Raw genomic sequence first — 15,759 nt, forward strand, 5'->3', positions numbered from 1 at the left:
GTAACCTGAAAAAACCTTATCTGGATATAAGTATTTTGAAAACTGATACATAAGTATACATAAAATGTAAATATTTATAAATAAAAGTTGCTATTTATTGCGTTTACTACTCAAGGGCGAGGGCTGTGGAGTGCTATCGTTAGTATGAGATAGGGTATTTCCAGCAAACCTGTATGACAGAATTTTGTCTTCAAGCTCCCTTTAGTCCAACCGGTGATCAACCACATGCGATCGCCCAACTTGTGGCCAGTATCCAAGCGGGTAATCGTTACCAAACTTTACAAGGAGCTACGGGAACCGGCAAGACATTTTCGGTAGCAGCAGTCATTGAGAAGATTGGCAAACCTACTTTGGTTCTGGCTCATAACAAAACCCTCGCAGCGCAACTGTGTAATGAGTTGCGGGAGTTCTTTCCTAAAAATGCTGTCGAGTATTTCGTCAGCTATTACGACTATTATCAACCAGAAGCGTACATTGCAGTTACCGATACTTATATTGAAAAAACGGCGTCGATTAACGATGAAATCGATATGTTGCGACATTCAGCCACGCGATCGCTGTTTGAACGTCGTGATGTGATCGTAGTTGCTTCCATTAGCTGTATTTACGGTTTGGGAATGCCTGCAGAATACCTCAAAGCTGCCATCCCCCTCAAGATAGGTATGGAAGTTAATCAACGCCAAATTTTGCGGGCTTTAGCATCAGTGCAATATAGCCGCAACGATTTAGAAATGGGTCGGGGAAAGTTTCGCGTCCGGGGTGATGTGTTAGAAATTGGACCAGCCTACGAAGACCGGATTATTCGCGTCGAATTTTTTGGTGATGAAATTGACGCGATTCGCTACATTGACCCTGTAACGGGTGAAATTATCCACAGCCTACAAGCGGTGAATATTTACCCCGCACGTCACTTTGTCACCCCAGAAGAACGCTTAGAAGTAGCTTGTAAGGATATCGCCACCGAATTAAAACAGCAAAAAGCCGAATTAGAAGCAGCCGGAAAATTATTAGAAGCGCAACGTATAGATCAGCGGACACGCTATGACCTAGAAATGCTGCGCGAAGTCGGTTACTGTAACGGCGTCGAGAACTATTCCCGCCACTTAGCCGGAAGACAAGCGGGAGAACCACCAGAGTGTTTAATTGATTATTTTCCTAAAGATTGGCTATTAATAATCGATGAATCTCACGTTACAGTCCCACAAATTCGCGGTATGTACAACGGCGACCAAGCCAGGAAAAAAGTTTTAATTGATCATGGCTTTCGCCTTCCTAGTGCGGCTGATAATCGTCCTTTGAAAGCCGAAGAATTTTGGCAGAAAGTGAACCAGTGTGTTTTTGTTTCCGCTACTCCAGGAAATTGGGAATTAGAAATTTCTGAAGGTCAAATAGTTGAGCAAGTAATTAGACCCACTGGCGTAATTGACCCCGAAATTTCCGTACGTCCCACAGAAGGACAAATTGATGATTTGTTGGGAGAAATTAGAGACAGAGTAGACCGCCAAGAACGAGTGCTGATTACCACATTAACCAAGCGCATGGCGGAAGATTTGACAGAATATTTGCAAGACCACAGTGTTCGGGTGCGGTATTTGCACTCAGAAATTAATTCCATTGAGCGCATTGAAATTTTGCAGAATTTGCGCGAAGGAAGTTTTGATGTGTTAGTTGGTGTGAACTTATTAAGGGAAGGTTTGGATTTACCCGAAGTTTCCTTAGTCGCAATTTTAGATGCAGATAAAGAAGGATTCTTACGTGCCGAACGTTCTTTAATCCAAACTATTGGTAGAGCAGCACGTCACGTCCGGGGACAGGCAATCATGTATGCTGATAATATGACAGATAGCATGATTAAAGCCATTGATGAAACTGACAGACGGCGTGGGATTCAAAGGGCATATAATCGGATGCATGGAATTACGCCGCAATCGATTGTGAAAAAATCAAGTAACGCGATTTTATCGTTTTTGGATGTTTCCCGACGGTTGAATGCAACGGATTTACAAATAGTAGATGAACATATCAATGAAATACCGTTAGAAAACATTCCCGAATTGATTACCAAACTAGAAGCGCAGATGAAAGAAGCAGCAAAGAAACTGGAATTTGAAGAAGCGGGGAAATTGCGCGATCGCATTAAGCATCTGCGAGATAAAATGCTGGGACGTTAACGTAAATCAATATTCGCTTAATTAGCGTTTAATAATATCACAAAATGGCGGAAACAGGAACTTTTCGTCCTGAAGAAGGCTGAGAATTAATAGCGGGACAAATCGTCAGAATGTCAGCCAAAGGAACTGCTCACGAAGTAGCAATGATTATCACAGAAAAGTCATTACGTCAACGGTTGGGCGACAAAGTTTTATTAAGAATAAAGAACGCCATTTTTTCGCTATCCTAGAAGAGAAAATTATTGCGTAAACTAACAATGGTTGCTTTACCTGACAACACTTACATGAGTGCAGAGGAGTATCTAGCTTGGGAACCCACCCAAGAGGAACGCTACGAGTATTGGGATGGCGAAGTTGTGATGATGAGTGGTGCTACACGCAACCACAATCGGGTTTCTGGAAATTTGTTTAAGCTTTTAGATGATGCCCTAGCGGAGCGCTCCTGCGAAGTGTACATTGTAGATGTGAAGGTGCAGGTAGAACCGGGACAAAAGTATTTTTATCCTGATGTGGTGGTGACTTGCGACGACCGCGAAAGCGATCCACAATTTGTGCAATTTCCCTGCTTAATTATCGAAGTACTATCACCTTCAACAGAAGCAGTTGATCGAGGGAAAAAGTTTGCCAAATATCGCCAATCTCCAACTTTGCAAGAATATGTTTTAGTACAAGTAACTCAACCAGGTGTGGAAGTATTTCGCCGGAACGAACAGGGTAAATGGGTGCTGTCGGAGTATAATTTAGGCGAAAAATTGCGCCTGGAATCGGTGGGTGTGGAAATAGAGATTGTTGATTTGTATCGCCAAGTGCAGTTTGAAGCGGAAGCCAGCGAAAATTAAATAGATCAGCAACGAGGTAGGCTGCTTACCTTGTCAGATTTACCCATTTTTTATTCATACAGTTTTGGTGTCATCATCGGTTCCCTATTAAATGAGTAATGAGTAATGAGTTATGAGTAATGAGTAATGAGTAATGAGTTATGAGTTATGAGTAATGAGTGATGAGTGATGAGTGATGAGTGATGAGTAATGAGTAATGAGTTATGAGTTATGAGTTATGAGTGATGAGTTATGAGTTATGAGTTATGAGTTATGAGTTATGAGTTATGAGTTATGAGTTATGAGTGATGAGTAATGAGTGATGAGTTATGAGTTATGAGTTATGAGTTATGAGTTATGAGTTATGAGTTATGAGTAATGAGTAATGAGTAATGAGTTATGAGTTATGAGTTATGAGTTATGAGTTATGAGTTATGAGTTATGAGTTATGAGTTATGAGTTATGAGTTATGAGTTATGAGTTATGAGTTATGAGTAATGAGTTATGAGTTATGAGTAATGAGTTATGAGTAATGAGTTATGAGTTATGAGTTATGAGTAATGAGTTATGAGTAATGAGTAATGAGTAATGAGTTATGAGTTATGAGTAATGAGTTATGAGTAATGAGTAATGAGTAATGAGTTATGAGTTATGAGTTATGAGTTATGAGTTATGAGTTATGAGTTATGAGTTATGAGTTATGAGTTATGAGTTATGAGTGGATTATTTTTTATTTTTCTTTCAACTTGTTGATTGAAGTTGTTAATATCTTAATAATTCTTTCATTCTCTTCTATCAGATTTTGAAATTTTGATTTTGACACTAACTCGGATTTTATCATTATTTTTATCCAATAAAGGGTTTCATTGGCTTCCTTTAAGGCTATAGAATACTTATTGATAAAGTCTTTATTTGATTGTGCATACTTAGCTTCTGAACAGTTCGCACCTATTGATGTCCCGCTTCTTAAAAATTGTTTAGACAAGATTTTACCAGCGTCGTCAAAAGGTTTTTTATTTAGCTCAGAATAAGCTTTGATAACTCTTATTGCAAAATTTTCTGTTCTTTCTTGAATACTGATACAGCACTTTCCTGAATCATGAAGTACAGTAGCAGCAGTTAGCAAACCAATTTCGCAGATGCATAGGATTGATTAGATTTAAAGCAATTGCAATCAATACATCTACCATTTGAGTAGTTTTTGGAGAAAATGTTTTGATAAAAGCTTTAAGCTGTGACCACCAATGTTCAATGGGATTAAAATCTGGTGAATAAGAAGATAGATTGATGACACTGGCACCAACAGATTCAATTATGGGCGTAATTTCATCGATCTTATGGGCAAATAGGTTATCCATTATGACAACTGCACCTTTCCATAATTGAGGCACTAACAACTTTTCTATAAACACGCGAAAAGCATTACTATCCATTGAACCATCTAGTGTCATCACAGCCAATACTTTATCCATACTGATTGCGCCGATAATAGTGACTTTTTTACCTCGATAAAATGGTTTTACATCATATACTCTACTTCCTTTTTCACTACGAGCTTTTGGACGCATTAACCCAAGCAGTAAGCCTGCTTCATCCAAAAAAACCAGATTTTTCGGCTCTATATCTCTGACTTTCTCTCTGTATTCACACCTGAGCAATTGAACTCTATCGGTAGCTGCCTGACTGCTGCGAACCGTTTTTTTTTACGAGTTAGATTTAATTTTTGCAATTCTCTACACATCATGCTGGAACTCACTAGTTGCCCCTCAGTTAAGAGCCAATATTCACAATATTCAGAGAGAGTTGCATCTGGATACTTTTTTACCAATGCAACAAGTTGAGCCGCAGAATCTGCTAATACCGCTTTTTTTCTTGTCCCTTGCTTACCAGGATTAACATGTCCTTTCTCTTTATACTGTCTCAACATTTTTTGTACAAAAGCTTTACCAACACCAAAGTTTACAGCTAACTTTCTAACTGAAATATTTCCTAACTGATAAGCATTGACTATTTTTTCTCTCAGATCGACGGAATATGGTTTCATAATAATAATTTATCTATCTTACATATTGTACTTCACATTGCTGGAAAGTGCTGTATTTGCGTTATGATTAATCATGAGTAAAAAAGAATATGGTAATTCAATATTACTTTATAAGTAATGGGTAATAAGTAATGAGTAATGAGTAATGAGTAATGAGTAATGAGTAATGAGTAATAAAAGAATTATTAAGATATTAACAACTTCAATCAACAAGTTGAAAGAAAAATAAAAAATAATCCACTCCTTACTCCTTACTCATCACTCATTACTCCTTACTCATCACTCATCACTCATCACTCATTACTCATTACTCATTACTCATTACTCATTACTCCTTACTCCTTACTCCTTACTCCTTACTCCTTACTCCTTACTCATCACTCCTTACTCCTTACTCATCACTCCTTACTCATCACTCATTACTCCTTACTCATCACTCATCACTCATTACTCATTACTCATTACTCATTACTCATTACTCCTTACTCCTTACTCCTTACTCATCACTCATCACTCATTACTCATTACTCATTACTCATTACTCATTACTCCTTACTCCTTACTCATCACTCATCACTCATTACTCATTACTCATTACTCATTACTCCTTACTCATTACTCATTACTCATTACTCATTACTCATTACTCATTACCTACTTTGTGCTTACTTAAGAATAATCATTCTAAAGTAGTTTTTATTTCCTGAATTTTAGATTTAGCAAGGGATTTACAACCAATAAATTATCCCATATTGTGGGGTGAGTATCTTGCCAGCCTGAGTTTAGGCGACGGGCGAGAAAGATACCCCACAATCAATTTGGTAGGATGTTTTTTATTTGGAAGTCCCTAAGTTCTACCTAAGCCAATTTGGGATAATGTATTTTTTGGTGTTCCCTCATGAGACATCACTAACTGCTTCTGAAGGAGTTGCTAATTGTAGTGGTAAGGTCAGCACATAGCGGTATCCAGATTCTGATGAACCTTGAATCGAAATTTGTCCACCATGCACTTCTGCTAGCTCACAGCTCAACAATAGACCCAAGCTTTCGCGAGATAAAGTACCATGCGATTTAGCAAAATCTATACCTGAATTAATAGCAAGAATGTCGGAGTGGGAATCACGTAATTTTTTTGGCTGCTCCAAGATTGCTGGTAAGCTCATTGCTTGTTTATGGTTTTCTGGATGAAAATTGTAGCTTGCTGTCTCACCTGTCAACTCGACCAGGGACAGGGGATTAAAACGAAAGTACGGGTCAACCTCAGTTATTCCGTCTCCTAGCCAGGGATGGGAAACCCAAACAGTTATGTTGAGCGTATTTTCTTTGTAAGAAACATGAATACGAACAACACTACCTGTCGCCGAAAGTTGAATCACGCTAAAAATTAGGTGATAGAGTATTTGCCGTACCTTGTCCTTATCCAAAGGCCAAATACGACTGCGTCCTGGTTCTATAGACAAGCGAATATCTTGCTCACGGCGGTTAGCTGCTTCTTCTAGGGTATTGATGGCTTGTTGACATAGCATTTCAATATCCACAGGTGCTACATTTAATTCCGTTGAGCTATCATCCATTGCTCCCAGTTCAGTAATTTCGTTGACCAAAGACAGTAAGTATCGACCGCTGTGTTGGATAATATCCAGATATTCTCTTTGTTTAGTTGTTAAAGGCCCATAAATCTCACGTCCTAGGACACTAGCCATACCTAGTACAGATGTTAAGGGTGTACGTAACTCCTGAGTTAGCTGGCCCAATAGTTCCAGTTTTAGTTGTTTGGTAGAAACAGATTCTCGTTCTACAACAGGTGGGGTGATTCTGATTTCACTGTTACCTTCCTCGGTGAGTGACACAATCGGACTAGTCTTGGATGTGCTTGATTCTAGTTTCCCTTGCAGCAGTAGGTTGCGCTCAAACTCACTCATGCTCCAACGAGCAATGATTTGTAAAAACTCAATGTCTCTAGTTGTAAAATTACGCGGTACTAGATCCATAACTGCTAATGCACCCAAACAATGTCCCGAAGCATCAATCAGTGGCGCTCCCAAGTATGCCCGAATGCCATAATCCTGTACCAACTTGCTATTGGCAAGTATGGAATCAGTAATTTTATGTGTATCGTTTATTACTAAAACTTGCGAATTCTCTACCACTTGGGTGCAAAAAGATTCCCGGCGTAAAAGTTGTCGGTTTTGTGCCAGAAGATTCATCAGTCCTAATCTAGATAAGCCCACTGCTGACTTGAACCAGTGGCGCTCTTGATCTACAAATCCCAAAATGGAAATTGGTGCTTCCAAAAAGTGGGCAGCAGTTTGAGTAGCTTCTTCAAAGACTGGAATCGTTTCTGGTTGCCGCAAACCTAATTCTGATATTGCTTTGAGGCGTTGTTGCTCTCTAGTTTCCTGGGAAGCCCAACCGTCCTTGAGGGCAAATAATTTGTTTTCAGGCTCTACCATTGCCATCGCTACCTTAATAATTGCTTGAAACTGTAATTTATCTAACCGCTGTATACGGCTTAATCTTTACTATTTTTAAGCATTCCCTAATTTTGCCTCCGACAAACAAAGTTGGAGCAAAAATTTTCAATCTCGTCATCAGTAGGTACTCGGTAGCCATAAATGTTCTACTCGCAACTGGTGAAATCACGTGCAATCACGATTAATTTCGGGTTTGATGTCAGATAGCGTTAGTTTCGCATTCAGCCTGGGTAACATAACACTAAGGATGGCATAAAAAAAGTTTGCGATTTTTATATACAGGAGGAAAATTTCTTGTATATATATTCAATTCTCATTTACCTAAAATGACTTTCCCACTCTTTGAGAACTCCTAAGCAACTCCAGTCCTAGACGCTGCAGGTATTTAGCTTGCTTACGCCTAGGGGTACGGCAACGCCAAGAGCGAATGCAAAAGACTCCTATTTAAAAGGTTGATATAAAAGGTTGATATAAAAGGTTGATAATTTCTGGTGCTATTTCTGTAACAGGGAATACTAATTTCTCAAAAAATAAATTATGTAGGTATTTGATTTCATGATTTTTGGCATTTTCTTCAATTTTTAGATAATAACTATATATCTATGAATCAAAAGCAAAATTTGATTAATTCTCAAATTTTGGATGTTCTATCCATTCTTCCTGATAAAACCTGCGAGATGAATCAAAAAAAACATCCAGATTTTACCATTTTTTCATGAAAGTATTTTACCAAAATCTGCTTTTTGTGGGAACCTGACAATGAATAGAATGACTATGAAAATTCTGTTTGTAGACCTGAATTTACAACACCAACCGATTCAAATCCAATTGGAACAAGCAATCCAGGCTGTATTGTCCAAGGGAGATTTTGTGTTAGGACAAGCACTTTCAGATTTTGAAGCAGCATTTGCGGCAGCGTCTGGTACACAATATGGTGTAGGTGTAGCTTCAGGCACGGATGCGATCGCCCTGGGTTTACAAGCGTGTAATATTGGTGCTGGTGATGAAGTCATTTTACCAGTTAATACCTTTGCGGCAACGCTGATTGGGGTATTACGTGCTGGAGCCAAGCCAATTTTTGTAGATTGTAACCCACACACAGCTTTAATTGATTTAGAAGCAGCAGCAAAGGCAATAACGCCTCATACTAAAGCAATTATCCCCGTGCATCTCTATGGTCAGATGGTTTCGCCACAACAGCTTTTGGATCTAGCAGATACTTACAAACTGCTAATATTTGAAGATGCAGCACAAGCACACCTCGCCGAAAGGGATGGATATCGTGCAGGTTCAGTCGGGATAGCAGCCGCATTTAGTTTCTATCCCAGCAAGAACTTAGGCGCCCTTGGGGATGGGGGAATGTTGGTGACAAGAGATCCAGATATCGCTGAAAAAATGGTGCGCTTGCGGAATTACGGAGCATCGCAAAAATATGTTCATGTTGAATTGGGGACAAATAGTCGCTTAGATACCTTACAAGCCGCAGTATTGCGAGAAAAATTACCCTACTTACCAAAATGGAATCGCGATCGCCTGAATATTGCCCAGCAGTACGATAGTCAACTATTACCCTTAACATCTGCAGGTATTATCCCCATGCAAAACCACAGCGGCACAGGGAACGTATATCATCTTTATGTCATCAAAATAGAAGACACTTGTCCCCTACAAAGACAGCAAATTCAAGAGAAACTCACAGCAGATGGCATTCAAACAGGTATTCACTACCCAATTCCTTGCCATCTTCAGCCAGCATTCACTAACTTAGGCTACCAACTCGGAGACTTTCCCCAAGCAGAAAAACTGGCAAATCAAATATTATCGTTACCCATGTACCCAGGGTTAACCAATAGCCAAATTAAAGAAATTGTAACGGCGATCGCATCAATCCTCAGTAGCGAAGAACAACAGTTATTATGCATTTAATTTGGTGAGTCAAAAGTCAAGGGTCTAGAGTCCAGAGTTCAGAGTAAAACCTGAAAATTCATCTTGCTTGACAAATGACAAATGACCAATGACCAATGACAAATGACCAATGACCAATGACCAATGACCAATGACCAATAACAAATGACACTCCAACAACAACTTAAAAACACAAACACTTCACAATTACTCAACCTAGGAATTATAGGCGTTTTCTTGCTGCTTTATGCCCCCATATTGCTACATTGGCTCGATGGTTGGCTGCACAAAAATATTAGTATAGAACATGAATATTTCAGCCACGGTATGATTGGTCTACCGTTTGCGGCTCACCTGATTTGGAGCAACCGTAAACAGTGGCTACGTCTGCCAGATATTACCCATCCTGTGGGTGGTATATTGCTGTTAGTAGGGGGAGTATTTTATTTAAGCGGTGTCAGCGAATGGGTGAACCTTTCCTTCCCGACTATACTGGCAGGATTATGTTTATGGTTCAAGGGTATACCAGGCTTAAAATTTCAGGGGTTTCCCTTGGTGTTAATATTTCTAGCCACCCCAACTGCAGTCCCTTACCTAATCACACCCTACACCTTTCCCCTGCAAAACTTCATCGCTGGGACTGCAGGTTTTATACTCAATCAGTTTGGGATGGAAGTAGCAGTTGATGAGATGAATTTATATGTGGGCGGACGAATTGTGGAAGTTGCGCCTTATTGTGCAGGGTTGAAAATGCTCTTTACCACTTTTTATGTTAGCTTGATGCTGCTTTATTGGACGAGTTCTTTGTCTTCACGCCGCACAATTATTTGGTTTTTATCTTTAGCTATGATCCTCAGTGTTAGTGCCAATATTGTTCGCAACACTTTACTTACCTTATTTCACGGCACTGGACAAGATGGATTGTTTGCATGGCTACATGAGGGTTGGGGTGGTGATCTCTACTCTGCTTGTATGTTGGTGTTATTAATACCTTTGCTGAATTGGTTAAACTCTCAGCCTTGGTTTCGTAATTCGTAATTAATAAGGGTACAGTGCCCGACTTCGGTAAGTCGTTACAAATGAAGTTTCTTGTACTTTACCTATTATATCAAATTCGGTTAAATGAACACACAAACTCTAGCAAAAAGCACTGCTGTCACCCTAAAAATACCATACAATAACCTGAATTTGATATTACTTTAATTTCTAAATGCTGCATAAAATTAGCCTCAAAAAAAATGCTAATATTACTGAACTCATATTGTCTTTTTGCGAAGTAAAATTTTGCTTAAATATTGCAAAATTTACTGATGACTTCCTTATCAACATTTATCAAGGAAAAGCAATGGAATCAGGTAGTAGTGCTTTTGTTATTGCTACTACTGTTGGGTATGGGAGGAGTTCCCGGATACTTAACAGGAAATTGGCAATGGAAACAGCCACCAAACGTAACCAGCCTGAAAGAATTGAGACAAATATATCAGACCGGGTTAACCCTTCCTGGTTGGCAAACTATTCAACAAGGGGTACAACAGATTGGTGGACATAAATGGTCGCTGCAAGTAATTAAGCAGGAAGGCTCAGAAACTCAAGCGATATTGCTGTTCCAGCCGCAAAATAGCTCTAAAGATCAACCAGAGGTGGAGTGGTCGGAAATTAAGGGTTGGGGGAAGTCTCGTTGGCAAAAGTGGGAGATAGCTCAACATCGCTCGGCTGAATTTACTGTTAAACAGCCTATGGAAGCTAAGGTAGAAGCTAGCTTCTTTCGCGCCTCCACACAACAAGATACCTTTGCTGTATTGCAATGGTATGCTTGGCCTAATGGTGGAGACTCATCACCTTTACGTTGGTTTTTGACAGATCAATTGGCACAATGGCGCCAGCAACGTACAGCTTGGGTTGCGGTTAGTATTCTCTTACCGATGGAACCTTTAGGACAGGTGGAAAAAACTTGGCCTTTAGTCAAGTCTCTTGGTGAAACAGTACAAGGTAGATTGATGGCAGCTGCTTTAAGGACTTCCAATTAAAAAAAATCTCCAATTTGTATAGCGTTTCTCGCCCTAGTAAGGTACACCCGTAGGGGCACGGCATTGCCGTGCCCCTACACCGCGTGATACAATTTTGTACCTCACTTAACTGAGAATCGCTATAGGGTACGTCAGCACCAATAATATCTTACCTAACCCCAGTTTTCTGGCTTCTGATGCACCCTACGGATGACCAATGACAAATGACGACCCTAGCTAGTATGATTTATTTGCGCCGACCTACTTAGGCGAATTTGATATTGAATTTTGAATTTTGAATATTTCCCGCAATTTTTTCCAGAACAACGAGACACTTTAAGTATTTAGAGAGTAGAATGGCGGCTCGGCAAGACCTAATTCTGATTTTAGCTTTACTGCACAAATGTTCATGGCTCTCAGTTCTCATTTGCGTGCATTTAGTGCCCTGTGTTTTGTCAGTGTTCACGTAGGCGTTTTCTTAACAACAGTGGTTCAACCTGTTGTTGCTGAAACTTTACTATCTCCAGGACAATCTCCAGGGACACCATCCTCAGCCCCGTCTGGTGCTGAGGTTGTACCTTCGAGTTTAAATCAAGAAATTTCTCCCCAACTCAACCGCTATCTATTAGGGCCAGGAGATGTAATTAGCGTTGCGCTTCAGCGCCCTCCTGGTGTTTACCGCTTAGGGCCTGGAGATAGTATTAGCGTTGTGGTTCAGCGGTTTCAAGATTTGAGCTTTTCTGCAGCAATTAATCCTGAAGGTAATGTGATAGTCCCGCTACTAGGAACTGTGTCATTACAAGGCTTGAGTTTACCAGAAGCACAAGAAAAAATCCGGTTGTTGCTCAACCGTTATGTAATCAATCCTGTGATAGTTTTATCACTGGCTACGCAACGCCAGGATTTGAGCTTTCAAGCCCCAATTAATCCCGAAGGTAACATTATGGTGCCACAAGTGGGAACCATATCCTTAAAAGGCTTGAATTTGGAGGAAGCACAAGAAAAAATTCGCTTGGCTTTAAGTCGCGTTGTCATCAATCCGATTGTGGTAGTGTCATTGGCAAGCCTGCGACCAGTTCAAATTACCATTAGCGGTGAAGTATTCCGACCAGGAATTTATTCCATTGCATCGTCAACCCCCCGTATTGTTGATGCTTTACAACTAGCTGGTGGTTCGACGATGATTGCTGACCTGCGACAAGTGCAAGTGCGTCGGAGGTTGGTTGATGGTTCTATGGTTTCACAAACTCTTGACCTGTATGCAGCGTTACAAAATGGTGCCTCACCGCCTAATTTACGACTACAAGACGGCGATGCCATAATTTTGCCACGTCGTGAAGCAGGCACTGATGATGGTTATGACCGCAATCTCGTAGCTCGTTCAACTTTGGCTGTAGCGCAGATTAAAATTAGGGTTTTAAACTATGCTGTGGGAGGAATTTCTAATCAAACGCTGCCTAATGGTAGTACTTTTGTCGATGCTTTAGGAGGTATCAATCTAGACACCGCTAACCTCCGAGATATTGCTCTAGTACGCTTCGATCCTGAAAGAGGTCAAGCCGTTACCCAAAAACTAGATGCTAAAAGGGCTTTGGGTGGCGATATGTCTCAAAACGTGGCGCTTCAAGATAATGATGTTATTGTGGTTGGTCGTAACCTCATCGGTAAACTTACTAATTTGCTCAATACAATTACTCAACCCTTTTTCAATGTCAATTCCTTTCTGAACTTTTTTAACAACTTTGGTGGTAAATCAAAGTAGTGGCGCTTACCTTTTCATTTTTGTGGGCTAGATAGGGGACGAGGAGTTAGGAGTGACAAATGACCAATGACAAATGACCAATGACCAATGACCAATGACCAATGACAAAGAGTAATGAGTAATGAGTAATGAGTAATGAGTAATGAGTAATGAGTAATGAGTAATGACCAATGACAAATGACAAATGACAAATGACAAATGACAAATGACAAATGACAAATGACAAATGACCAATGACCAATGACAAATGACCAATGACAAATGACCAATGACAAATGACTAAGCTGCTATGACCCCACCAATTGTTAAACGCTATCTTATTGCTTTTGAGAAATATAAGTGGATTGGACTAGCGAGTTTTGCTTTAGTTGTAGCGGGGTCAACTGTGGTGGCTATGCAACCAGAACCACCCGCTATCTATATAATAGAAGGCGCTCTTACTTACACTATTCCGCCAGTTTCTTTTTCCGCAACTGGGATTGAAATTCAGCAGCAAGGACAGGAATTGAGTGGGCAAGTTTTGCTGTCAAACCAGATAATTGAATCTGTAGCAACGAAACTAAATGTTAAGCCGGAAACGATTGGCAAAAATGTGGCGATCAACTTACCGATAAAAACCAAGGGTTCAGATACAGGAGCCACATCTACAACGATTGACTTGAAATATAAAGATAATGACGCCAAGCGAGGACAGGAGATTGTCCGGGAATTGATGCTGTCTATGATCAAGTTAAGCGGTGAGATTAATACTGGGCGATTAAAAGCAATTATTGAAAAAATTAACGAGCGCTTACCACAGGCTAAACTAGAACTGCAAGCAGCTGAGAGAAAATTAGAACAGTACGATCGCACAGAACGACCGGCAATTTTGTCCGCTGAGAATGGTAGCTTGCTGGCTGCAGTAACTACTAGCCAAAATGACCAAAGGCAAATTCAACTCACTATTTCTGGTCTTGAAGCCCAAATTCGCAGTTTGCAAGATAAGTTGGGATTAAATGTCAGCCAAGCTTATATTTCTTCGGCTTTGAGTGCTGATCCAATTATTGCCAACTTAAGAACACAAATTTATCAAACTGAGTCGCAAATTGCCCTTCTGCGGAAAGATTTGCGACCAGAACACCCTACAATGATTCAGTTGCAACGTCAGAAAGAAGCTTCTGAGGAATTGCTGCAACAACGGGCGGCTGAGGTGGTAGCAGGTGCGGGTAAAGCAGCGCCTATGATGGGTAATGTTACGGATATCCGCGCCCAAAGCAATTTAGATCCAGCACGACAGCAATTGGCAAACCAGATGGTGGCTTTGCAAACCCAACGGGAGACGCTACAACAACAATTATCCCAGCAAATCAATGCAGAAAAGCGATTACGGAAGGAGTATTCTGTAATACCTAATAAGCAACTGGAGCGATCGCGTTTAGAACAGGAAGTCATCCTCAAAAAAGCTGTCTATGATAAAATACAGACAAAGCTAACCGATGCTCAAACTGCAGAAGCAGAAACCGTTACTAGTCTCAGCGTTGCTAGACCACCTGCAGTTGTCCCCACGCTCAAAAAACCCAAGAGTACTGCTGTTACATTAGCCGTCGGTGGTTTTATGGGCTTAGTGGTTGGTGGTGGGGTTATATTTTTGTTGGGTTCACTAGAAGGAACCTTCAAAACCAGAGAGGATATCCGCGAAAGCCTCAAGCAACGGGAATTAGCAATGCTTGGAGAATTACCTTTAATGCCGGTAGATGATTTGGATCAATTAGCTGTGCCGGTCATCCTTTCGCCAGATTCTCCTTATTTAGAGTTTTATGAAAAGTTTCGCAGTAATTTGCGCCGTATTGGTGATAAAAACTTGAAGGTGCTGTTGATAACCAGCACTAGCAGACATGAAGGCAAGACCACAAGTGCTTATAATTTGGGCATAGCTTCAGCTCGTGCTGGCAAAAGAACACTGATTATTGAAACAGATTTGCGATCGCCTTCTTGCTGTGCATCCCTCAACGTTACTCTTGACCCCGATGCGACTATTGAACCTCTACGCTATTACGCCAGCTTAAGTGATTGTATCCGCTTGGTTCCTGATGTCGAAAATTTATACATTATTCCTAGCCCTGGACCTGTGCGTCAATCCGCTGCTGTAATTGAATCCAGCGAAATGCGAAGACTAATGGAGGATGTCCGGGAACGTTATGACTTTGTGATTATAGATACTAGTCCCCTCAGTCTATCCAATGACCCCTTGTTAATCCAACCCTACAGCGATGGGATGGTATTGGTTGCTCGACCAAATTATACACAAGAAAATATGCTAGGCGAAGCTATTGATCAATTCATGGAATCTGAAGTGGGGCTATTGGGAGGCATTATTAATGGGGCTGATATCAGCGTTTTTGTACCTGAACCAGTTACAGAATCACCAACCGCTTCACCTGAAGAAGAACTGCAAACACAAATTTCGGTGGCTGGTAGTCAAAATTAAGGCGTTGCATAATTGCGGGATGATTTATCTCACGCAGAGGCGCCGAGACACAGATAGTTTTAAATATCTCGCAGATATAGCAGGGGACACAACGACCGCTCAGTGCATCGCT

12 protein-coding genes are annotated in these 15,759 nt (G+C 40.5%); 7 read left to right on the plus strand and 5 right to left on the minus strand.

Annotated elements, in window-relative coordinates; translation table 11 throughout:
* Window positions 1–173: 173 nt before the first annotated feature.
* Together uvrB and HEQ19_05850 are read left to right on the plus strand one after the other, a co-directional pair.
* Entirely contained in the window at window positions 174–2,171 is a 1,998-nt protein-coding gene (gene uvrB / locus HEQ19_05845; protein ID WYL99112.1) for an excinuclease ABC subunit UvrB, read from the plus strand.
* A 257-nt stretch (window positions 2,172–2,428) separates the two neighbouring features.
* On the plus strand, window positions 2,429–3,010 hold the full coding sequence (locus tag HEQ19_05850; protein ID WYM03272.1) for a Uma2 family endonuclease: 582 nt from the start codon (window positions 2,429–2,431) through the stop codon (window positions 3,008–3,010).
* 709 nt (window positions 3,011–3,719) lie between these two features.
* Here HEQ19_05850 and HEQ19_05855 read toward each other — a convergent pair.
* From HEQ19_05855 to HEQ19_05870, 4 genes are all read right to left on the minus strand, one after another.
* Window positions 3,720–4,115 carry a four helix bundle protein gene (locus tag HEQ19_05855; protein WYM03273.2) on the minus strand — a complete coding sequence of 132 codons (396 nt, stop codon included), beginning with the start codon at window positions 4,113–4,115 and terminating at the stop codon, window positions 3,720–3,722.
* The gene (locus tag HEQ19_05860; protein WYL99113.1) at window positions 4,087–4,647 is read right to left on the minus strand and encodes an IS630 family transposase; all 561 of its coding nucleotides are present in this window, start codon (window positions 4,645–4,647) and stop codon (window positions 4,087–4,089) included. Before HEQ19_05860 ends, HEQ19_05855 begins: the two co-directional genes overlap by 29 nt.
* Window positions 4,608–5,033, minus strand: coding sequence for a transposase (locus tag HEQ19_05865; GenBank protein ID WYL99114.1), 426 nt, complete (start codon window positions 5,031–5,033; stop codon window positions 4,608–4,610). The genes HEQ19_05860 and HEQ19_05865 overlap by 40 nt, the downstream gene beginning before the upstream one ends.
* Before the next feature lie 896 nt (window positions 5,034–5,929).
* Complete coding sequence (locus tag HEQ19_05870) at window positions 5,930–7,486, minus strand: GAF domain-containing sensor histidine kinase (protein ID WYL99115.1); 1,557 nt, start codon at window positions 7,484–7,486, stop codon at window positions 5,930–5,932.
* 789 nt (window positions 7,487–8,275) lie between these two features.
* Here HEQ19_05870 and HEQ19_05875 point away from each other — a divergent pair.
* The 4 genes from HEQ19_05875 to HEQ19_05890 all read left to right on the plus strand — a co-directional run bounded on the left by HEQ19_05875 (window position 8,276) and on the right by HEQ19_05890 (window position 13,180).
* Entirely contained in the window at window positions 8,276–9,433 is a 1,158-nt protein-coding gene (locus HEQ19_05875) for a DegT/DnrJ/EryC1/StrS aminotransferase family protein (GenBank protein WYM03274.1), read from the plus strand.
* A 144-nt stretch (window positions 9,434–9,577) separates the two neighbouring features.
* The gene (gene crtB, locus HEQ19_05880) at window positions 9,578–10,450 is read left to right on the plus strand and encodes a cyanoexosortase B (GenBank protein WYL99116.1); all 873 of its coding nucleotides are present in this window, start codon (window positions 9,578–9,580) and stop codon (window positions 10,448–10,450) included.
* A gap of 272 nt (window positions 10,451–10,722) precedes the next feature.
* Entirely contained in the window at window positions 10,723–11,439 is a 717-nt protein-coding gene (locus HEQ19_05885; protein WYL99117.1) for a cyanoexosortase B system-associated protein, read from the plus strand.
* Between the two features lie 382 nt (window positions 11,440–11,821).
* Entirely contained in the window at window positions 11,822–13,180 is a 1,359-nt protein-coding gene (locus HEQ19_05890) for a polysaccharide biosynthesis/export family protein (protein ID WYL99118.1), read from the plus strand.
* Window positions 13,181–13,194: 14 nt separating this feature from the next.
* Here HEQ19_05890 and HEQ19_05895 read toward each other — a convergent pair whose 3' ends face one another.
* On the minus strand, window positions 13,195–13,455 hold the full coding sequence (locus HEQ19_05895; protein ID WYM03275.2) for a hypothetical protein: 261 nt from the start codon (window positions 13,453–13,455) through the stop codon (window positions 13,195–13,197).
* A gap of 14 nt (window positions 13,456–13,469) precedes the next feature.
* On the opposite strand from HEQ19_05895, the gene HEQ19_05900 reads away from it, so the two are divergent.
* A complete protein-coding gene (locus HEQ19_05900; protein WYL99119.1) occupies window positions 13,470–15,647 on the plus strand; it encodes a polysaccharide biosynthesis tyrosine autokinase in 2,178 nt (725 codons plus the stop codon).
* Window positions 15,648–15,759 lie beyond the last annotated feature (112 nt).

This window comes from Gloeotrichia echinulata CP02, assembly GCA_038087035.1.
GTDB classification, from domain to species: domain Bacteria; phylum Cyanobacteriota; class Cyanobacteriia; order Cyanobacteriales; family Nostocaceae; genus Gloeotrichia; species Gloeotrichia echinulata.